The organism is Aquipseudomonas guryensis, from assembly GCF_014164785.1.
Lineage (GTDB): Bacteria > Pseudomonadota > Gammaproteobacteria > Pseudomonadales > Pseudomonadaceae > Aquipseudomonas > Aquipseudomonas guryensis.
The window spans coordinates 229214-248646 of the sequence record NZ_JACJFN010000002.1 but is presented as its reverse complement, the minus strand read 5'-3'; the positions used below and the strand labels follow the sequence as shown (position 1 = coordinate 248646).

18 protein-coding genes are annotated in these 19433 nt (G+C 63.5%); 8 read left to right on the top strand and 10 right to left on the bottom strand.

Translation table 11 applies throughout. The features are described from left to right. Nucleotides 1–36: 36 nt before the first annotated feature. The 7 genes from H3H45_RS08875 to dinG form a co-directional block, all read right to left on the bottom strand. Nucleotides 37–2316: a beta-agarase gene (locus tag H3H45_RS08875; protein WP_182833374.1), complete on the bottom strand. Its 2280-nt coding sequence runs from the start codon at nt 2314–2316 to the stop codon at nt 37–39. A gap of 74 nt (nt 2317–2390) precedes the next feature. Next, the gene (locus tag H3H45_RS08870) at nt 2391–3515 is read right to left on the bottom strand and encodes a glycosyltransferase family protein (protein WP_182833373.1); all 1125 of its coding nucleotides are present in this window, start codon (nt 3513–3515) and stop codon (nt 2391–2393) included. After that, nucleotides 3515–4237, bottom strand: a complete 723-nt coding sequence (locus H3H45_RS08865) for a hypothetical protein (protein ID WP_182833372.1) — start codon at nt 4235–4237, stop codon at nt 3515–3517. The genes H3H45_RS08870 and H3H45_RS08865 overlap by 1 nt, the downstream gene beginning before the upstream one ends. After that, nucleotides 4234–5241: a hypothetical protein gene (locus H3H45_RS08860; protein WP_220494224.1), complete on the bottom strand. Its 1008-nt coding sequence runs from the start codon at nt 5239–5241 to the stop codon at nt 4234–4236. Before H3H45_RS08860 ends, H3H45_RS08865 begins: the two co-directional genes overlap by 4 nt. A 28-nt stretch (nt 5242–5269) precedes the next feature. Next, on the bottom strand, nt 5270–6292 hold the full coding sequence (locus H3H45_RS08855; protein ID WP_182833371.1) for a glycosyltransferase: 1023 nt from the start codon (nt 6290–6292) through the stop codon (nt 5270–5272). A 102-nt stretch (nt 6293–6394) separates the two neighbouring features. After that, nucleotides 6395–7231, bottom strand: coding sequence for an SDR family NAD(P)-dependent oxidoreductase (locus H3H45_RS08850; RefSeq protein WP_182833370.1), 837 nt, complete (start codon nt 7229–7231; stop codon nt 6395–6397). Between the two features lie 175 nt (nt 7232–7406). Next, complete coding sequence (gene dinG / locus H3H45_RS08845; protein WP_182833369.1) at nt 7407–9551, bottom strand: ATP-dependent DNA helicase DinG; 2145 nt, start codon at nt 9549–9551, stop codon at nt 7407–7409. A gap of 93 nt (nt 9552–9644) precedes the next feature. Here dinG and H3H45_RS08840 point away from each other — a divergent pair, with 93 nt between their 5' ends. Then, complete coding sequence (locus tag H3H45_RS08840; RefSeq protein WP_182833368.1) at nt 9645–10109, top strand: CopD family protein; 465 nt, start codon at nt 9645–9647, stop codon at nt 10107–10109. Between the two features lie 166 nt (nt 10110–10275). On the opposite strand, the gene H3H45_RS08835 is transcribed toward H3H45_RS08840, so the two are convergent. Continuing rightward, a complete protein-coding gene (locus tag H3H45_RS08835) occupies nt 10276–11010 on the bottom strand; it encodes an OmpA family protein (RefSeq protein ID WP_182833367.1) in 735 nt (244 codons plus the stop codon). A gap of 120 nt (nt 11011–11130) precedes the next feature. Continuing rightward, nucleotides 11131–11754 carry an OmpA family protein gene (locus H3H45_RS20405; protein WP_182833366.1) on the bottom strand — a complete coding sequence of 208 codons (624 nt, stop codon included), beginning with the start codon at nt 11752–11754 and terminating at the stop codon, nt 11131–11133. Nucleotides 11755–11916: 162 nt separating this feature from the next. On the opposite strand from H3H45_RS20405, the gene H3H45_RS08825 reads away from it, so the two are divergent. Further along, complete coding sequence (locus H3H45_RS08825; protein WP_182833365.1) at nt 11917–12414, top strand: DUF6231 family protein; 498 nt, start codon at nt 11917–11919, stop codon at nt 12412–12414. A gap of 4 nt (nt 12415–12418) precedes the next feature. Next, complete coding sequence (locus H3H45_RS08820) at nt 12419–12886, top strand: YchJ family protein (protein WP_182833364.1); 468 nt, start codon at nt 12419–12421, stop codon at nt 12884–12886. Nucleotides 12887–12918: 32 nt separating this feature from the next. On the opposite strand, the gene H3H45_RS08815 is transcribed toward H3H45_RS08820, so the two are convergent. Then, nucleotides 12919–13479 (bottom strand): hypothetical protein, encoded by a 561-nt coding sequence (locus H3H45_RS08815; RefSeq protein WP_182833363.1) that lies wholly within the window; start codon nt 13477–13479, stop codon nt 12919–12921. Between the two features lie 111 nt (nt 13480–13590). On the opposite strand from H3H45_RS08815, the gene H3H45_RS08810 reads away from it, so the two are divergent. From H3H45_RS08810 to H3H45_RS08790, 5 genes are all read left to right on the top strand, one after another. After that, nucleotides 13591–14088: an LEA type 2 family protein gene (locus H3H45_RS08810; RefSeq protein WP_182833890.1), complete on the top strand. Its 498-nt coding sequence runs from the start codon at nt 13591–13593 to the stop codon at nt 14086–14088. A 7-nt stretch (nt 14089–14095) separates the two neighbouring features. Further along, nucleotides 14096–14302: an SEC-C metal-binding domain-containing protein gene (locus H3H45_RS08805; protein WP_173204997.1), complete on the top strand. Its 207-nt coding sequence runs from the start codon at nt 14096–14098 to the stop codon at nt 14300–14302. 128 nt (nt 14303–14430) lie between these two features. Next, nucleotides 14431–16968, top strand: coding sequence for a penicillin acylase family protein (locus H3H45_RS08800; protein WP_182833362.1), 2538 nt, complete (start codon nt 14431–14433; stop codon nt 16966–16968). A 294-nt stretch (nt 16969–17262) separates the two neighbouring features. Beyond that, nucleotides 17263–17742: a hypothetical protein gene (locus tag H3H45_RS08795; protein ID WP_182833361.1), complete on the top strand. Its 480-nt coding sequence runs from the start codon at nt 17263–17265 to the stop codon at nt 17740–17742. Nucleotides 17743–17952: 210 nt separating this feature from the next. Further along, the gene (locus tag H3H45_RS08790) at nt 17953–19236 is read left to right on the top strand and encodes an OmpP1/FadL family transporter (protein WP_182833360.1); all 1284 of its coding nucleotides are present in this window, start codon (nt 17953–17955) and stop codon (nt 19234–19236) included. Nucleotides 19237–19433 lie beyond the last annotated feature (197 nt).

Genomic DNA, 19433 nt, shown 5'->3' with positions numbered 1-19433 from the left:
TTTGCCCAAGACTGACTGTTAGACCAACGGTGCAGCTCAGGGTTGCGTTGCCGCCGGCTGCTGGGTCGACTTCAGCACCTTGCCTGGCACCTGCAGATTGACCTTGCGCACCGCCTCGACAAAGCCCTGCCAGGGCCGATCGGTGATGCCGAGCAGGCCAAGGTGGCCATTCTCGCCATCGAGCAGGCGACCGCTGGCCGGTTGGTCGAGGTACTGGAACCAGTGCACACCGACAATGCTCGGCTCTTGCAGAGCCTTGTCGAGGAAGTGGGCGTAAGCCGGGCCACGTTCCTCTTCCTTGTACACCTCGCTGACCCCACCCCAGAACGGCCCGCGATCACGCGAGCCGAAATGGAATTCGCTGATCAGCAAAGGCTTGTCCAGCGCGCGCAGCACCGCGAAGTCATAACCATGCTGCGGCTCGCGGGTGTAGAAGTTGAAGCTGACCACATCGCAGTACTGCGCGCAGGCGGCAATCGCTTCGGGCGTGGTGATGGCAAAACGGCCACCGAGCAGCAGGTGATTGGGCGCGTGCCACTTCAGCGAGTCGGCGATGGTCTTGAAGTAGGTATCGGCCAGCAGGCGCTGGAAGTTCTGCAGATCGACCTCGATCTGTGGGTGTTCCGCGCTCGGCATCGGCGCTTCGAAACCCGGGTCTTCCATCAGCTCCCAAGCGCCCAGCTGGATGCCCCAGGCCTTGGACAGGCCGTTGTGGTTGCGATACTTGTCACGCAGCTGCTTGAGGAACGCCCGTTTGGCTGGCACATCGGTGGTCAGGCGCAGGGTGCTGTAGGCCAGCGCATAACGGGCCTTGGGCTCAGCGCCCGGTGCGGCCCAGGCCAGTTCGTTGTCGGCGAAGAAACCGAGCAGCCAGGGATCATCGCGGCGATCACGACTGGCAATGGCAATGGCCCGTTCGGCAGCCATGGCGAAGCGCGGATCGAAGGGATCGGGCATGCCACCCCACCAGTCCAGGCCGGTGCTGATGGTGGCGTAATCACCGGAAATCGACAGGGGCACGGTGTAGGGCATGCGCTTGGCGGCGCCGAGGGTATCGTCGCTCCAGTTGCCCAGGGTGTTGAAACCCCAGGCCTGCAGACGATCGAGGCTGTGAGCGGTCCAGCGGGCAGCATCCAGACCGGGTGGCGGGCACGGCGTAACGTCCTGCTCGACCGGCGCTGGCGAAGCCGCCAACGGCGGGACAACGGCCGGGCAAGGCTGCGCATAGCTGCGCTGCAGGTTGGCCCGGTAGAAATCGAACCAGCGCCCCTGGTCAAACGCGCGACCGCGATTGGCGCCGGTGGCGCTGCGGCTGTTGCTCTTGCCGTAATAGATGGCCAGCTCTTCGCCCTCCTTGGGCAGGGCACTGAACATGCCTTCGCGACCCTCGACATAGGTACGGCTCTGCCAGGCACTGACCGCATTGACCCCGAGGGAATAGAACGGATGCCCTTCTGGAGTCACCAGATACCAGCGCTCACCCTGCTTCTCGGTGCGGAAGAAGCCCTTGGCCTCGAAGCGCGGGCCGTTCAGCCAGCCGCCGTAGATATCCTGTTCGGTTTTCGGTTGCAGCCAGGTCTTCAGTTGCGCCTGCTCGCGCACGGCCGCGTCACGCAATTGCTGGTCACTGCTGACCTTTTCCGGCCACTGGCCACGGTTGTACTGGCCCCAGGCATCAATGATGCCGCTGTAGGCGGCCTGCTGCACAGCAGCCAGCGGCTGCACCCCGAAACGGCCCAGCAGGATGCTCTGCGGCGAATCCGGATTAGCCAGTGACAGACTGACCGAGCTGACCTGCGCCGTACTCAACTCACCGACCACGGTTTCTGCCAGCAAAACCCGCTGGCCGGCGACGGTGATCGGCATCGGCGGGCCGGCACGCATGCCCTGGGCCAGCGGCGACGTGGCAGCCAGCGGCACCAGCAGGGTTTGCGCAGGGCCAGCGGGTAAGGCGATACGGCTGGTGAGCGATTTACCGTCGCGGCTGGTGATGCTGACGTCGAGGGTGATCGCCCAGTCCATCGCATTCTGGATGCGCAGGCTCATGGCCTCGGTCTGCGACCAGTCCCAATCACCACTCTGCGGCGTCAGCGTGAGAGTCGGTCGCTCGGCGGCGTTGAACACCACGCGGCGCAACACCTCACCGTCCGCAGTGGGCTCGGCCGTCAGCTGCGGCAAGCTGGCCTGCTCGGTAGCGACCTGCACCGCATCCAGCGGACGGACAAAGTTGAACAGGGTCTGTGGCTGCGCAGGCGCAGCAAACAGCGGGGTAGTCAGCAACAGGGCAAAAGCGACAGGCAACGAGCGGCGAATCATGTGACGGGCACTCCGGGACGACGTGCCAGTAGACAACAGGTCGGCCCGCTGATGCCAGTCCGAGTTTATTCCGACTAGCGCTCTACCCGGCCCGTTTCATTGATGCCGGACAACCCCAGCAGGCAATCGACCCAGGCATTCAGGCGGCGCTGGGCATGCACTCGCCCCGCACCTGGCGCTTCGCCGCTACTGGCCGCCGTCAGGCGCTGGCTAGCCGCGGCCAGTTGCTCGGCGAAATGCGCTACATCGCCCCGCCAGACCACTACCTCGTGGCGCAGCCCGAGTTCGGCGGCACGCCGGGCATTGCTCAGTTGCTCCGGCTGATCGCTGACCAGCAGCAGGATCGGCCGCCGATAGACCTGCGCCACCGACAGCGCGGCCATGCCCGGTGCCGAGATGATCAGCGCGCTGTGCGCCGCCGCATCGATCCAGCGCGGATCGCGGGCTTGCCAGCCGGCACGCCCGGCATAGCCCTCACCTACCCGCAAACTGGCCAGGCCCGCCTGCGCCAGACCCTGTTCCAGGCCAGCGGCCAGTGCTGGATCGCGGAAGTGCGGATTGAGGTAGAGCGCCACGCAGGACTCCGGCAAGCCTGCCGGACGTTCGGCCAGGGCCACCGGCGTCGGCAGGCTGAAGCTGCCGGGCGCAGTCTCACTGGCTTCGAGGTAGGCGAAGTCATGCTGCAGACGGGCCCGCGCACGTCCCAGCTCGAAGGCGATGGCCGCGGCAAAGGCGCGCGCCAGCCAGGCGGGCAGGCGCCCGTGGAAGTTGCTCTGTAGCGCCTGGCGCAGGCTGGCGCCATACACGTGGACAATCTTGCGCCGCCAGCCAGGCAGGCAGCCCATCACCAGCAGCGCCGGATGGAAGGAGTCGTTGACCAGCAGGTCGACCCTGGCCAGGTAGCGGTGCAACCGCCAGATATCGCGCAGCATGTGGCGTGGATCAAACAGGTAGCGGGCCACGGTACGGTCGGTCGCCCCACGCTGCATGTTCTGCTGGTCGTCGAACTGCACGGCGTAGTGCCGCGACAGTACCTCGGCCGCGATACCGAACTCGGCAAGGAAGGTCACACCCTCGTCGGAGGTGGTCAACACGGTCACGTCGGCGCCCTTCGCGCGCAAAGCATGGGTAAGCAGTTGCGCACGCATCAGGTGGCCACGGGCATCGGCGGTGGCCAGGTAGAGAATCCGCGCAGTCATCAGTGGCTCCGTCGCCACCCGCCAGCCCGCAAGCGCAGGGCGATTCCAGCCAGGTACATGCCCACGGCACCGCTGACGCCCCAGGCACGGTCCACCGCACGGGCCTCGGCCAGCAACTGTTGCAGGCGCGGCTGCTCATGCTCGGCCACGCTCAGACCGAGGGTACGCATGCACATGCGCACATGCCTGCGCTCATCGCTGAGCACGCGGCCGAGCAGACCCTGCATGGGATGTTCGGCGGGCAGCACTGCGCAATGGCGACTCAGCACCCGCTCGGCCATCTGTTCGGCACACAGGCCGATGGCATAGGCCGGCACCAGCAGGCCTTGCTGGAAATGCGGGGCATGGCGACGGGCAATGCGCTGCCAGCGGCGGATCTTCGCCTGACTCAAGCGATCCGGTCGCAACTCGCTGGGCGGCTGCATGCCACGCTCAAGCATGGCGGCGACGAACAGCGCACTGTGCTCCTGTTCTTCGCGCAGGTGCTGCTGCACCTGGCGTTCCAGCCAGGCGGGCGAATTCGCCAGCATTTCATGCTGCAGGGTCTGCTCGGTCGCCTCTTCACCAATCAGGTAGATGCGCAGCAACAGCAGCTCGCCGGCACGACTGGCATGCAGTTGGCGCAAGGCGGCGCGTTTGATGCGATCGACCAGAAAGGCTTGCAGGCGTGGCCAGCCGCGCAACGGCGGCGCGGCAAACAGCGTCAGTTGCGCAGCACTCATGGGGCGGTAACCGGCGCCGCAGCATGCTGCTGACCACTGAGCACCAGGCCGATGAAGCTGTCCTGGAGGAATGCCTGGGCGGCCACGCCGGCCTGCGGGTAATCGATCTGCTGGCCGCGATAGCTCAGGTAACCCTTGCCATCGCGCGCACCGAGCAAGAGTTTTTCGTGCTTGGCGAAGCCCTCGGACTGCAGTGGCTGCAGCAGTTCGACCTGCTCCATGCCGAAAAGAAACAGATCACGCTGGATCACCGACAGCGGCAGGCGGCTGCGCAGGGCCTGCAGCTCCAGACTCCAGCTACCGCTGTGCAGGGTCTTGGCCAGATCAGCATGCCCGCCCGGCACATGCAGGCTGGCACGCAGAGCCGGCAGTGAGGCCTTGCCCAGGCCCAGGGCAATGGTGATGTCGGCATACTCGGCCTTGGCCGCCTCGACCCGGTTGTCACGCACCTGGACGAACTGCTTGGCCATCCGCGCCGCGGTCGACGGCGAGGTGAGCACTTGCAGGGCGTGATCCGGTTGCAGCAGAGACTGCCGCTTGCCCGCCACGTCGGCCTGCACCTGATAGAGATCGACCTGCACCTCGCTCAGATCCCCCATCACCGGTGCGTGGGCGTGCAGGCTGGTGCTCCACTCCTGGCCGTCCTTGCTGATCAGCAGATGCAGGCTGACCGGCACCTGCTGGCCATTCTCGGCCTGCGCCCGGCCATGCAGCAGGACATCGCCGATGACCGTCTCATCGGCGTAATCCTGGTTGTTGTGCAACACCAGGGTCTTGCTGGCGCTGTCCAGCTGCGCACGGCTATAGGTATCGTCGAGAGCGATGCGATTGCACTCGCTCAGCGGTGTCTCCGCCGTGGCCAGGGGACAACCACTGGCGCTAGCAAACTGGAACACGCCACGACCCTTGAATTCCTCGGCCAGCGTGATGCCACTGCCCAGGCTCAGAGCCAGCAGCATGGTCAAGCGGGAGAAAGCCAAGCGATGGTTAAACGATCTATTCACGGTAATCCCTTCCGTTAGCCAAGGGCGCTCAGGCCCGATGGTAGGACAGCGCCTGGGCATCCGCCGCCGCGCGTCCCAGGGTGTTGATGCCGATACCACGTGCCAATGCGCCCGCCATGTCGACCAGCGAGAACGCCAGGATCAGGCCCCGCGCGGCCAGCCCACGCAGGCCACGCAACGGCGGCAGGTCCTGGTGATTGAGCGCACGCTGGCTGAAGTACAGACGCGCCAAAAGGATGCCCAGGGGCGCCAGCGGGCCGCTGTGGGCCAGCCACTGCAGGCGTTGCGGCAGATAGGCGCACAGCAGATAGGGGGTCAGGCCGACCGAGTCCTGACCACGCATCCAGCGCAGCTTGAGCGCTTCGCCCCGGGTATCCGGCAGGCGGTGTTCGGTATGCGCCGCCGCAGCATAGTGCAGGGCGATACCGGCGGCCTGCAGGTTGAGGCCGAGTACCTGGCAATGGGCGCGATACACCCCTTCCAGGGCCTGGTAGGCATGCTCGGCAAATACCTCGCGGCGAAACACCACGTTGTTGGCGTAGAAGTTACGCGTGGCACCGGCGGCCAGCGGGCTGGGGAAATACATGAAGTCGATGGTGGTCAGCGCCGTGCCGGCCAGGCTGCTGCTGTAACTGGTACGCCCGGCCACCACGGCTGGCGGCTTCTCGGCGCACAAAGGCTGGAGCAGTTGCGCCAGCCAATCAGCTGCCGGAATGCAGTCGGCGTCGGCGAAAACTACGTGATCGCAGCGCTCGGCCTGCACGGCGGCAAAGCCGAGGTTCTTCGCCGCGTAGTAGCCGGTCTGCGCGTCGATCAGGACGAACCGCAGCGACAGACCGGCCACCTGAGCCAGGTCCTTGCACACAACCTCCGGCAAGCCGTCATGGGTCACTATCACCTGGGCCAGCTGCGTCAGCGGCAGGCTCTGTCCTTTCAGGTGTTCGAACAGGCGAGCGAGACTGCCAGCCACCCGTTGCAGGTCGGCGCCGCCGCGCAGGTTGTTGGTTTCCAGTACCAGGGCCGTGCGTGCGGCCAGATCGTGCAGGGTCATCCGTGCTCCCGGGCTGCCAGCGCAGCCAATAGATCATTTTGTCGCGGCCAGCGTAGCAGCCCTAGGCAAGCACCGACTTGCAGCAGATCACGCCCGGAGCAGCTAGACCGTGGTGCGCTTCATACGATCGAGCCAGCGATCCGGCAGCAGGCGGTTGAGCACACGGAACAACTTGGCCGGCACCGTCACCGGGTAGCGGGTACGCGGCACGCGGCTGTGCAAGGCGTGCAGTACCACCTCGGCCACCGCTTCGGCCGGCAGGGTGTACTTCACCGCAGCACCCTCCTTGGCCAGGCGTTTCTCCATCTGTGCATAGACTGCCGCATGGGCGCCGCGACTGGTGTCGACATGCTTGCGCAGGGCCAGCAGGCTGTTTGCACGGAAGCGCGCAATGATCGGCCCCGGCTCGATCAGCACCGCCTCGATGCCGCTGCCGCTCAGTTCCAGACGCAGGGTATCGACCAGGCCCTCGAGGGCGAACTTGGAGGCGTTGTAGGCGCCACGCAGCGGCAGCGCGGCATAGCCGAGCACCGAGCTATTGAACAGGATGCGGCCGTGGCCCTGGCGACGCATGACCGGCAACACGGCGGCAGTCAGCTCGGCGGGGCCGAATACATTGGTCTCGAACTGTTCGCGCCAGGCCGCGCGCGGCAGATCCTCGATGGCACCGGGCTGGCCGTAGCCACCGTTATTGAACAGCGCATCGAGCGTACCACCAGTCTGCTCCAGCACCTGGGCCAGCGCCTGATGGATGCTGGCAGGCTCGTTGAGATCGAGCAGCAGGGCGTGGAAACCTTCACGCTGCAACTGCGCCACGTCCTCGGCCTGGCGCGCCGAGGCGAACACCTGCCAGCCCGCAGCCCGGCAGGCCACGGCCGTGGCGTAGCCAATACCGGTCGAGCAGCCGGTGATCAGGATGGAACGGGAAGTCTGGGGCATACAGCCATCTCCTTGGCGGTGGATGAGTTGCCTTAGAGCCTGCTCACGATCTTTTGGACTAGAGCCAGGCAAGGCGAAATGGGGCGAGGACGCGGAGTTTACGAAATGTAAATGAGCAGTCCGAGCCCAATTTCAACGCAGCATGGCCGACGGACAAGAGATCGTGGACAGGCTCTCAGCTGATTTCGCGACGAAACGGCGGCAGTGCATTAAGGATTGCCTTGCCGTAGCGCTGGGTCACCACGCGCCGATCTAGCAAGGTGATGGTGCCGCGGTCTTCTTCGGTACGCAGCAGACGGCCACAGGCCTGCACCAGTTTCAGCGAAGCGTCCGGCACGGCAATCTCCATGAACGGGTTGCCGCCGCGCGCCTCAATCCACTCGGCCAGCGCCGCTTCCACCGGGTCATCCGGCACGGCAAAGGGAATCTTGGCGATCACCACGTGCTCGCAGTAGGCACCCGGCAGGTCGACGCCCTCGGCGAAGCTGGCCAGACCGAACAGCACGCTCTCCTCGCCGCTGTCGACCCGCGCCTTGTGCTTGTTCAGGGTCTCCTGCTTGGACAGGTTGCCCTGGATGAACACGCGCTTGCGCCACTCGCGATCCACCCCGTCGAACACGTCCTGCATCTGCTTGCGCGAGGAGAACAGCACCAGGGTGCCGCGCGAGCCGGCCACCAGGTCGGCCAGGTCGCGAATGATCGCTGCGGTGTGCGCCGCCGCATCGCGCGGGTCGGCCTTGAGGTCAGGCACCTTGAGCACACCGGCATCGGCATGCAGGAAGGGGCTGGGCACCACGGCGGTAACAGCGGCCTTGGGCAGGCCGGCACGCATGCGGAAGCGGTCGAAACTGTTCAGCGCGGTCAGCGTGGCCGAGGTCACCAGGGCGCCGTACGCAACGTTCCACAAGTTGCGGCGCAGAGTCTCGGCGGCGAGGATCGGACTGGCATTGACCTCGATATCGAACAGCGCGCCGCTTTCGGCCAGGGTCAGCCAGCGCGCCATGGGCGGGCTGTCTTCCGGGTCTTCGGTGGTGAAAGCGGTCCATAACTCCCAGTTGCCCTGGGCACGGGCCAGCAAGCTGCCAAACAGCGGGTACCACTCCTCGGCCTGATGGCTGGCGATGCCGACGGCGCCCTCGCCGTCCATGGCTTCCTTGAGCAGTTCGGTCAGGCGGGTGAACACATCAGTCAGCTGCGAGAAGCCTTTCTTCAGCTCGATGCCCAGCTCGCGCAGATGCTCCGGCACCAGGCCGCCGATAAAGCGATGACGCGGGCGCTCGCGGCCTTCCATGTCCTCGCCGGCCTTGAAGTCAGCCAGCTGCTCGCAGGCGCTGAACATGAATTGCTGCTGCGTCCTGAGCTCCCTTGCCATCTCCGGCACTTTCTCGATCAGCCGGCCGAGATCACCGGGCAGCGGGTGCTGCGCCAGCAGCTTGGTCAGGTTCTTCTCCACCTGGCCGAGCCAGTCGGCGGTGCTACGCAGACGGGTGAAGTGGGCAAAGTGGCCGATGGCCTTGTCCGGCAGGTGGTGGCCTTCGTCGAACACGTAAAGGGTTTCACGCGGGTCGGGCAGCACCGCGCCGCCGCCCAGAGCCAGGTCGGCCAGCACCATGTCGTGGTTGGTGACGATCACGTCGACCTTGGTCATGCCCTCGCGCGCCTTGTAGAAGGCGCACTGACCGAAGTTCGGGCAATGGCGGTTGGTGCACTGACTGTGGTCGGTGGTCAGGCGGCCCCACACCGCATCGTCGAGCTCCTCGCTCCAGCTGTCGCGGTCGCCGTCCCAGCGATTGCCGGCGAGTTTCTCGATCATCCCGGTAAACAGCTTCTGGCTGCTCTCGTCGACATCCAGGCGGAAACCTTCTTCGGCGAACATCTGCGCGGTAGCGCCCTGGGCTTCGCCTTCCTGCAGCAACATGTCGAGCTTGGACAGGCACAGGTAGCGGCCACGGCCCTTGGCCAGGGCGAAGCTGAAGTTGAGGCCGCTGTTGCGCATCAGGTCCGGCAGGTCCTTATGGACGATCTGTTCCTGCAGGGCCACGGTCGCGGTGGCGATCACCAGGCGCTTGCCGGCGGCCTTCGCGATGGGAATCGAGGCCAGGGCATAGGCCACGGTCTTGCCGGTACCAGTGCCCGCTTCCACCGCTACCACGGCGGCCTCGCCATCACGCTGACCTTCGTCGTTGTGTTTGATCGCACCCAGCACCTTGGCGATCTCGGCGATCATCAGACGCTGGCCATAGCGCGGCTTGAGGCTCTTGGCTTCGAGGAAACGGCTGTAGGCGCCCTGGATCTGGGACTTGAGTTCGGGACTGAGCATGGGCGCGCAATAGAGACTGGATAAATTCTCAGTAGTTTACCGGCAGGTTATGATGCCGCGCCATGCTTAACCGCCGCCTTTACGGAGAACCCGATGACTGCCTTCGCCGCTGTTTACGCCCTGCATCTGCTGGCCGCCCTGATCTGGGTCGGCGGCATGTTCTTCGCCTGGATGATCCTCCGCCCCGCTGCTGTCAGCGTGCTCGAGGCGCCGGCACGCCTGACCCTGTGGGCCGAGGTGTTCCGCCGTTTCTTCCAGTGGGTGTGGCTCGCCGTGCTGGTGTTGCCGGTATCCGGCGTGGGCATGCTGCACCTGCGCTTCGCCGGCTTCGAGACCGCGCCGCGCTATGTGCACATCATGATCGGCCTGTATATCGTCATGCTCGCGCTGTTCCTGCGTATCCAGTTCCTCCAGTTGCCGGAACTGCGCCGTGCCATCGCCGCACAGAACTGGCCAGCTGGTGGTGAAGCGCTGGGACGCATCCGCAAGCTGGTGGGCATCAATCTGCTGATCGGCATGCTGCTGATGGCGATTGCCGCAGCCCGACCGCTGTTCTGATGACCGCTTCGACCGGAACAAGATTTTGCGCGAGGAAGCCCCTGCGCTATCGGCATGCCGATAGCGCAGGAACAGACTGCAGTACAAACCGCTAGAACCTTTCTACGATCGGCTACACGCTGCCATACGAGTCAAACCGACCCTGCGCATTCGATCGTAGCAGTTCTTAGGGCTGTGCCTCGACCGCCGCTTCTACCCGACGGTTGACGGCCCGACCTTCGTCGGTTTCGTTGTCGGCAACAGGTTGCGCTTCGCCATAGCCAACCGACGACACCCGGCCTGCTTCCACACCGTACTGGTTGACCAGTACGTCGCGTACGGCATTGGCACGACGTTCGGACAAGCCCTGGTTGTAGGCATCGGAGCCGACGGAGTCGGTATGCCCCTCAACCACGGTGGAGGTCTGCGGATACTGTTTCATGAAGTCGGCAAGGCTCTGGATATCGGCCATGCTGTCCTCCTTGACCACAGACTTGTCGAAGTCGAACTTCACATCCAACTCGACGCGCACCGCCTCGCTCACCTCGACAACCGGCGCAGCGGGTTCCTCGCCGCTCGGATAGACCGGCAGCGGGCAGCCATTGTGATGAACTGGGGTATTGGGTGGGGTATCGGGGCAACGGTCACGACGGTCGAATACACCATCGCCGTCTTGGTCACCATCTTGGGCATAACAAATCAGGGTTCCGATGACCGCACCGGCCACCGCACCTCCTGCTGCCCAGGCAGAACTTTCGATTGCGCCAAGACCGCCTCCGGCCAAGCCACCAATCGCTGTACAAATCGGCCAGTTCCCTTGGTTTAGCGGCGCATCTCCCGTACTGGAAGTAGTGACGCAACCAGAAAGAACACTGCTGACCAAGAGAAGGGGTACTGCAGCCCTTGAGAGTCTTGTTCTCATGGCGGTGATCTCCTGTGTCACCGGTTGATTACCGGTAACACAGGAGTAAAGACCCGTCCCCCTAAGTGTACAAGCCTGCAGTCGCCGAGAAGTCAGCTGCTGCAGGCTGGGGACCCGGCATTACGGACGGGCTTCGACCTCAGCTTCAACGCGACGGTTGATAGCGCGACCGTCACTGGTAGCGTTGTCGGCAACCGGGCGGCTCTCACCATAACCGGCAGCGTTGACGCGATCCGGCGACAGGCCGTACTGGTTGACCAGTACGTCACGCACGGCATTGGCACGGCGCTCGGACAGACCCTGGTTGTAGGCATCGGTGCCCACGGAGTCAGTGTGACCTTCAACCACGGTAGTGGTTTGCGGGTACTGGCTCATGAAATCAGCCAGTGCCTTGATGTCGCCTTGGCTTTCTTCCTTGACGGCGGTCTTGTCGAAGTCGAACTTGACGTCCAGTTCAACACGAACCGGCTCGGCAGGTTCTGCAACCACCTCCTCGACAACCACTTCCTCGACAACGGCCACCTGCTCTTCAGCACCGTGGACCCAGCAGTAGGCTGCGGCCATACCAGCGCCAACAACAGCACCACCACCCGCCCAGCTCGAGCTTTCGATCGCGCCCAGAGCTGCGCCACCTACACCACCAACTGCAGCACAGGTAGGCCAATCGGTTTTCTGCAGGCCGGAGCAACCAGTCAGCAGGCCGCTTACCAGCAACAGGGGTACAGCTTTCCTTGTAATGCTCATCGTTATTGCTCTCCTGTAAAAATCGGCACCAAACCGACACTCAAGTAGTAAAGACAGGTGTTTTATAATCCGCCAGCTATTAGGAACTACACTGACCCATGTCATTACTAGGCCAATTCCTTCCAGCGAGTTAGTCTTTACCTACAAGTTTGGAATTTAGCAATGACTGGCAAACATTCTTCGCGCACCCCGCAACAGGCTCTTGCAGCCCTGCTCGACCACCATGCGCCACAGCGCCTGCTGCTGGTAGGAGCCAGTGACCTACCCGCCGTACAAGCCTTCCAGGCTGCCCACCCCGAGATAGAGGTGCACAAGGCCGCTGCCGGAGAACTTCCAGCAGACATGGCGATACAACGCTTCGATCTCGCCCTGGTGGTCGACTGCCTGGAGCACCTGCCTAAACGCACAGCCCTGCAGCTACTCGGCGGCATCCGCAACCTGAATGCCAGCCGCATTGCCGTGCTGGTCGATATGCAGGCCTGTGACTGGCAGGAAACCGACTTCTTTGCCCTGGCCTTGCAGGCCAGCGAAAGCTTTCAGCGCGATCAGCAAACACTCAACCTGTTCACTTATGACCTGCGCGACTACAAGCAGGTTCCGGACTGGCTCAATGCCAAGTTCTGGGCCAACCCGGAAAACTTCGGCAAGTACTGGTGGTAATGCCATGAGTCACGCCTGTCCCTGTGGGAGTGGCAACCTGCTGGATCAATGCTGCGGCCACTATCACGCCGGCATCCCGGCGCCGAGCGCCGAACTGCTAATGCGCTCGCGCTATAGCGCCTATGTATTGGGTTTGGTCGACTACCTGCTGGCAACCACCCTGCCCGCTCAGCAGGCCGACCTCGACCGTGCCGCCATCAGTGCCTGGAGCCTGGGCAGCACCTGGCTTGGTCTGGAGGTGGAAAGCGCCGAGCTGCTTGGCGGCCAACCAGAGCACGCCTTCGTCACCTTTACCGCGCGCTGGCACGATGACAACGGCGAGCACAGCCATCGTGAGCGGTCAGCTTTCGTACAGAACGCCGGGCGCTGGTACTTCATCGACCCGACCGTGCCACTCAAGGCCGGACGCAATGATCCCTGCCCTTGCGCCAGTGGCCAGAAGTTCAAGAAGTGCTGTGCCCCTCTGCTGTGAAATGAACAGGCCCGCATACGCGGGCCTTTCGTTTACTGCAGCTTGAGGTGGGACACATCCGGTGGCGGCGCGGCCGGCTCCTTCTTGGCCTGCCCCATGTCACTGCCTACCGGGGCCAGGCTGAACTGCGACAGATCAACGACCGGTGCCTGCGCATCCGGCTTGTGTTCCTGCAGATCACTACCCACCGGGGCGATGCCGAAATCCGGTGCCTCGACATCGGCGAAAGCCGCCATGTATTCATCACGCGGAATCACCCGGGCACCTGGGCGACTGCTGGTCGCCGCAGGTGCTACGGATACAACAGGGGCAGCAGCGGCCTGCGGCACAGGCGGCGGCGCCAGCTCAACTTCCTCAATCTGTGCATCGAGGGCCTGAACAATGGCTATAGCCCCGGCCCGTTCGAGGGTCGCACGATATTTTTCCGCGCCAGCTGCATCCAGATTGCTCTTGATCACGATGCGTCGACCGGAAAACAGCAAGGCTATGCGCTGGGCATCGGCCTGAAACAGCCGCGCCAGATTCTCCTTGACCTGCTCCGCCTGCGCGCCCGGCATAATCTGCCCGGCAAAGGCGATCTCATAGAGGCTCATGGTCACACTCCTGTCTATTTATGCGCTCAGTATGACGCAGGTTTTTTTAGCGCAACAACCGTTGCCACCAAGCAGTCGCTTGGTAAACTTGGACGACATGCAGCATCCAAGATTAAATATCAGGCGCAAATGATAAGAATTATTAGCCTAGCATCACTAATCGCCGCGCTGATCAGTCTCTCGGGGTGCGCCTCCTGGTTCAGCGGATATCTGCAGAAACCCGTCGTGCGCCTGGTCAAGGTCGAGGTGGTCAAGGCCAAGCTGCTGGAACAACGCTTCCTCCTGCGTTTTCGTATCGACAACCCGAATGACGCGAGCCTGTCGGTGCGTAGCCTTGAGTATCGCGTAACCCTGAATGACGTAGAGCTGGCTGATGGCGAGGCCAGCACCCGCTTCAGTGTGCAGCCACACGGTAGCCACGAGTTCGAGATTCCCGTCCGCACCAATCTCTGGCGTCACCTGAAAGGTATCGTGCGAGCCCTTGAGAAACTCGACCAGCCAATTCGCTACAGTTTCCAGGGCTCGGTCAAAACCGGCTGGCTGTTCGGTAGTCGCGTGCACCTTTCGCGCAATGGCGAGATAATCCCCGGCGATTACATTCCGGAGTGATTCACCGATGAACCAGCAACCCCATGTCCATGGTCCCGATTGCAACCACGACCATGATCACAGCCACGATCACGATGATCACGGCCATGTACACGGCCCGCATTGCGGCCATGCGCACCAGGAGCCCGTGCGCAACCCGCTGAAGGAAGTCGGGCGCAACGATCCCTGCCCGTGCGGTAGCCAGAAGAAGTTCAAGAAGTGCCACGGCGCCTGAACTGAATAACGGCAGGGCCATGGCGCAACGCCAGCCCTGCCTGCCCTACACAGCCCTACCGCCGGCACTGCCAGCCCTCTACAATCCGCACCAGTATTCCCACCCTCTCTCGCGCCAGGAGCCAGTCCATGGGTTCGCGCCGTGTTTCTCATTCGCTGAAGCTGATCGCCGCTGCCACCTTGGCCAGCAGCCTGTTTCTCAGCGGCTGTCAGTCGTTTCTCAACAGCCGCTACAGCAGCAGCGTGCATCCGGACCAGGGCATCGTCCGCGTCCAGGGCCTGGCGCAGAGCGTGGTGGTGCGGCGCAACCCGCTGGGCATGCCGCTGATCGAGACCACCACCTTCCACGATGCGCTGTTCGCGATGGGTTACGTGCACGCCAGTGATCGCCTCAGCCAGATGGTCGGCATGCGCCTGCTGGCCGAGGGCCGTCTGGCCGAGATGAGCGGCCCCGGCGTGCTGGAAATCGACCGTTTCATGCGCGCGGTCAACCTCAAACGCAGCGCCGAGGTGCTGTACAAGAACGCCTCGCCGCGGATGAAGAAGTTCTTCGAAGTCTATGCCCGCGGCGTCAACGCCTACCTGTTCCGCTACAAAGACAAGCTGCCGATGGACCTGGCCGAGTCGGGCTACCGCCCGGCCTACTGGAAACCGGAAGACTCGGTACTGGTTTTCACCCTGCTCAACTTCGGCCTGGCGGTGAACCTCAAGGAAGAGATCGCCGCTCTCACCCTGAATGGCAAGGTCGGCGCCGACAAGCTGGCCTGGCTGCTGCCGACCTACCCGGACGAGCCACTGCCCTTCGAGGAAGCCGAGAAACTGCGCGGCCTCAACCTTGGCGGGCAGATCCAGGGACTGGCCGCCATCGACCAGGCCGCTGGCCAGGTGAGCGAGCTGAACATGCTCGGCGTCGCCGCCTCGAACAACTGGGCCATCGCCCCCCAGCGCAGCACCAGTGGCAAGAGCCTGCTGGCCAACGACACCCACCTGCCGCTATCCATGCCCTCGGTGTGGAACTACGTACAGATCCGCTCGCCGAAATTCCAGGCCGCCGGGGTCTCCATCGCTGGCGTACCGGCCGTGGTCGCCGGCTTCAACGGCAAGCTGGCATGGGGCATGACCATGGTCATGGGCGACAACCAGGACCTGTTCCTGGAGCAGGTCAAACGCCAAGGCAGCCGCCTCTACTACCTGGCCGACGGCAAGTGGCAACCCGCCATCGAGCGCCAGGAAACCTTCTTCATCAAGGGGCAGCGGCCGATCCGCGAGACCGTCTTCGAAACCCGTCACGGCCCGCTGCTCAACTCGGTACTGGGTGAACGCAAGCACCCGCTGCAACCGCTGCAGCTGAAGAGCGGCTATGGTCTGGCCCTGCGCACCGCACAGTTCGAGGAAGATCATTCGATCGATGCCTTCTTCGACCTGTCCCGCGCACAATCGGTGGACCAGGCCTTCGAGGCCACCCGCGAAGTGCGCGCCATGGCCCTGAACATCGTCTTCGCCGATGCCCAGCACATCGGCTGGCAGGTCACCGGCCGCTTCCCCAACCGCAAGCAGGGCCTGGGCCTGATGCCCTCGCCCGGCTGGGACGGTGCCTATGACTGGGACGGCTATGCCGACCCCATGCTCCACCCCTACGACCAGGACCCCATGCAGGGCTGGCTGGGCACCGCCAACCACCGCACCGTGCCGCGCGGCTACGGCATGCAACTGTCCAATTCCTGGTTCTACCCGGAGCGCGCCGAGCGCATCGCCCAGTTGGCCGGCGCCGGCAAGCACGACCAGCGCAGCATGATCGCCATGCAGTACGATCAGACCACGCCGTTCGCCGGCAAACTGCAGGCAATGTTCGACGCACCCGGCATGGCCCAGCCGCTGCAAAAAGCCATCGCCGCCCTGCCCGCCACCGAACGCAGCAAGGCCGAGGAAGCCTACAAGCGCCTGATGGCCTTCGACGGCCGCATGAGTGCGACCTCGGCGGACGCGGCCCTGTACGGCGCCTTCCTGCACGAGAGCGCGCGGCAGACCTTCCTCGACGAACTCGGCCCGGACAACAACCCGGCCTGGCAGGCGTTGGTGGAGACCGCCAACGACTCCTACTCGGCCCAGGCCGACCACCTGCTCGGCCGCGACGACAGTCCGTTCTGGGACGATATCCGCACCGCGCAGAAGGAAGACAAACCGGCAATTCTCGCCCGCACACTGGCCGCCGCCGTGACCTTCACCGAGAGCAAACTGGGCGCCGACCGCCAGGCCTGGCAGTGGGGCAAGCTGCATACCTACACCTGGGCCAGCAACGCGACCAAGATGGCGCCTCATCTCGGCGCCAGCGAGCGCAGCAGCATCAATGCCATCCAGGGCTACCTGGACCGAGGCCCCTACCCGGCCGGCGGCGATCACGGCACGCTCAACGTGGCGGCCTACCACTGGGGCCAGGACTTCGACACCTGGCTGATCCCGGCCATGCGCGTGGTGGTCGACTTCGGCCGCGAAGAGCCGATGATCGGCCTCAACAGCTCCGGCCAGTCCGGCAACCCGGCCAGCCCGCACTATGCCGATGGCATCGACGCCTGGCTCAAGGGCGGCTACATGAGCTTCCCGTTCCAGAGCCGCAACATCGACAAGGTCTACGGCAACAAGCGCCTGCTGTTGATGCCAGGAAAGTAGCGCACACCGATAGCTTACAGGGCGCCTCAGGGCGCCCTTTTTCATGCAGCCCCGCAGCAGTGCGAGCCGTGCCGGCCGGTCATTGCGCTATGCGGCACGGTGCTTTCGTTAATTGCCAGCAGATATATAGGCTTTCACGCAAATCCTTAAACAGTTTAAAAACAGCCCTTTACAGCCGACTTATCGCACTACACTTCACATTGAGCGGCTAACCCCGCTCCCGGTGGGGTCTTTATTAAAATCAAAAACAGCTGCCAAGCACCCGACCCCGCCGGCACCCTCCGCGAGGGCATCATGGGAATTGCCGCTAACGAACTGTGCCAACATGTCATCCGCCCTACCCTGCTCTATCTGGGGCGCCACTCAGCCACCGCCGAGGCCCTGCTCCTGGGCGCCGCCGCCAGCCAATCAGCACTCGGCGCCGCACTCGACGACCCACATGGCCATGGCCTGTACCGCATCAGCGAACTGCGCCATCAACTGCTCTGGGACCAGCATCTGGCCCACGATCCAGATCTCGCCAGCCTGGTGCGCGGTCTGGCCAGCCAGCATGCCTTTCTCGGCGCCCCGCACCTGGAGCTGATCGTCAACCTGCGCTACGCCACCGCTATCGCCTGGCTGATGATCGAAGTCGAACACCCACAGCTGCCTGCTGCCGACGATCTGCACGGTCTGGCGCGCATTTGGCGGCGGGTGTTTCAGCCACGCGGTCACCTGCGCGACTTCCTGCGCGCCTGGCACCACTGCGTGCCGGAACAGCCAAGGGTTGCCTGAAGTCAGGCGATGACAAACCAGCCACTCGGCTGAATACAGACGGCTATTGATAACAGATGATCGGGAACGTTTATTTTCTGACCAATCAGACAGCCACATCCTACTGATTTCATTAACGAATATTCACGAAAAGACAGACTTTAGCGGTTGGCAATCGTTCGCAAAACGCGTACTTTGCCGCCCTCATTTTTGCTGTTCGTGAGCTTGCTAATGAAACAACTCTGGTGCAAAACCACCCTCGCTCTGGCCATCGGCGCCATGTCCACTCACAGCCTGGGCAACGGAATTGCCATCAACGAACAAAGCGTCAGCAGCATGGGCACCGCCTTTGCCGGACGTGCGTCGTCGGCGCAGGATGCCACCACCCTGTTCGGCAACCCTGCCGGCCTGAGCAAACTCAAGCGTGCCGAAGTGGTCGGTGGTGTCGGCCTGGTCAAGGCCAATGTCGACATCGACGACGCCAGCGCACAAACCAGCGAAGGCGACATGGTGCCGCTGACACCGGTGCCCTTCGCCTACTACACCAGCCCGTTGAACGAAGACTGGCACTACGGCATCGGCCTGTATGTGCCATACGGCCTGATCAGCGACTATGAAAAAGGCTTCGGTGGCCGCTACAAGGGCCAGTACAGCAAGGTGGAAGTGGTCACCCTGCAACCGACCCTGAGTTACCGGATCAATGAGCGCGTTTCCGTCGGCTTCGGCCCGACCATCAACAAGATCAAGGGCAAACTGGTCAACCAACTGGACAACAGCGCCGCCCTCGGCAGCGGCGAGACCAAGGTCGGCATCAAGGGCGACGACACCGCCCTGGGCTTCAATGCCGGCGTGCTGGTGGATGTCACCGAGCAACTGGCCTGGGGTCTGACCTACCACTCCAAGGTCGATTACACCCTGCAAGGCCGTACCCGCATCACCGGTGGCGACGGCCCGATTTTCGGCCAGTTCAACGGCGAGTACGACGCCCAGCTGGATTTCACCACCCCGGAAATGGTCGACAGCTCGCTGACCTACAAACTGGATGACCAGTGGACCCTCTACGGGGGCGCCACCTGGACCCGCTGGAGTCGTCTGCAGGAAATCGTAGTGGAAAACCAGGGCACGCCGAGCATTCTCGGCATGACCCCGATTGCCGAGGTCAGCGAGCAGCTCCAGTGGCAGGACACCTGGTCCTATGCCATCGGCGCTTCCTACCAGCTGAACCCGCAATGGGTGCTGCGCACAGGTTTCGCCCTGGATGCCTCACCGGCTGCCAATGACAACCGTACCGTGCGCATCCCCGTGGGCAACCGCAAGGTGTTCTCCCTCGGTGCCGGCTGGTCGCCCACGGCCGACATGACCATCGACCTGGCCTACACCTACCTGCGCGAGAGCGAGGCCTCGGTCAACCAGCACTCCACCGAGCTGGCAGGTGCGGAAATCGCTCCCGGCTTCAGCGCCCGCTACAACAACAGCGCCCATGGCCTGGGTGCACAGGTCACCTACCGTTTCTGACGGCGGAAACCGCACATAAAAAAGCCGGGCAATTGCCCGGCTTTTTTATTCGCACGGTTCTCAGAATCTGTTCACGATCTTTTGGGCTAGAGCCAGACAAGGCAAAAGCAGGCGAGGAAGCGGAGTTTACGAGCTGTAAATGAGCATTCCGAGCCTGTTTTTAACGCGGTATGGCCGACGGCCAGAAGATCGTGGAC

Coding starts and splice junctions, on each gene's coding strand:
- H3H45_RS08875 (WP_182833374.1), bottom strand. CDS start 2,316: ATGATTCGCCGCTCGTTGCCTGTCGCTTTTGCCCTGTTGCTGACTACC.
- H3H45_RS08870 (WP_182833373.1), bottom strand. CDS start 3,515: ATGACTGCGCGGATTCTCTACCTGGCCACCGCCGATGCCCGTGGCCAC.
- H3H45_RS08865 (WP_182833372.1), bottom strand. CDS start 4,237: ATGAGTGCTGCGCAACTGACGCTGTTTGCCGCGCCGCCGTTGCGCGGC.
- H3H45_RS08855 (WP_182833371.1), bottom strand. CDS start 6,292: ATGACCCTGCACGATCTGGCCGCACGCACGGCCCTGGTACTGGAAACC.
- H3H45_RS08850 (WP_182833370.1), bottom strand. CDS start 7,231: ATGCCCCAGACTTCCCGTTCCATCCTGATCACCGGCTGCTCGACCGGT.
- dinG (WP_182833369.1), bottom strand. CDS start 9,551: ATGCTCAGTCCCGAACTCAAGTCCCAGATCCAGGGCGCCTACAGCCGT.
- H3H45_RS08840 (WP_182833368.1), top strand. CDS start 9,645: ATGACTGCCTTCGCCGCTGTTTACGCCCTGCATCTGCTGGCCGCCCTG.
- H3H45_RS08835 (WP_182833367.1), bottom strand. CDS start 11,010: ATGAGAACAAGACTCTCAAGGGCTGCAGTACCCCTTCTCTTGGTCAGC.
- H3H45_RS20405 (WP_182833366.1), bottom strand. CDS start 11,754: ATGAGCATTACAAGGAAAGCTGTACCCCTGTTGCTGGTAAGCGGCCTG.
- H3H45_RS08825 (WP_182833365.1), top strand. CDS start 11,917: ATGACTGGCAAACATTCTTCGCGCACCCCGCAACAGGCTCTTGCAGCC.
- H3H45_RS08820 (WP_182833364.1), top strand. CDS start 12,419: ATGAGTCACGCCTGTCCCTGTGGGAGTGGCAACCTGCTGGATCAATGC.
- H3H45_RS08815 (WP_182833363.1), bottom strand. CDS start 13,479: ATGAGCCTCTATGAGATCGCCTTTGCCGGGCAGATTATGCCGGGCGCG.
- H3H45_RS08805 (WP_173204997.1), top strand. CDS start 14,096: ATGAACCAGCAACCCCATGTCCATGGTCCCGATTGCAACCACGACCAT.
- H3H45_RS08800 (WP_182833362.1), top strand. CDS start 14,431: ATGGGTTCGCGCCGTGTTTCTCATTCGCTGAAGCTGATCGCCGCTGCC.
- H3H45_RS08795 (WP_182833361.1), top strand. CDS start 17,263: ATGGGAATTGCCGCTAACGAACTGTGCCAACATGTCATCCGCCCTACC.
- H3H45_RS08790 (WP_182833360.1), top strand. CDS start 17,953: ATGAAACAACTCTGGTGCAAAACCACCCTCGCTCTGGCCATCGGCGCC.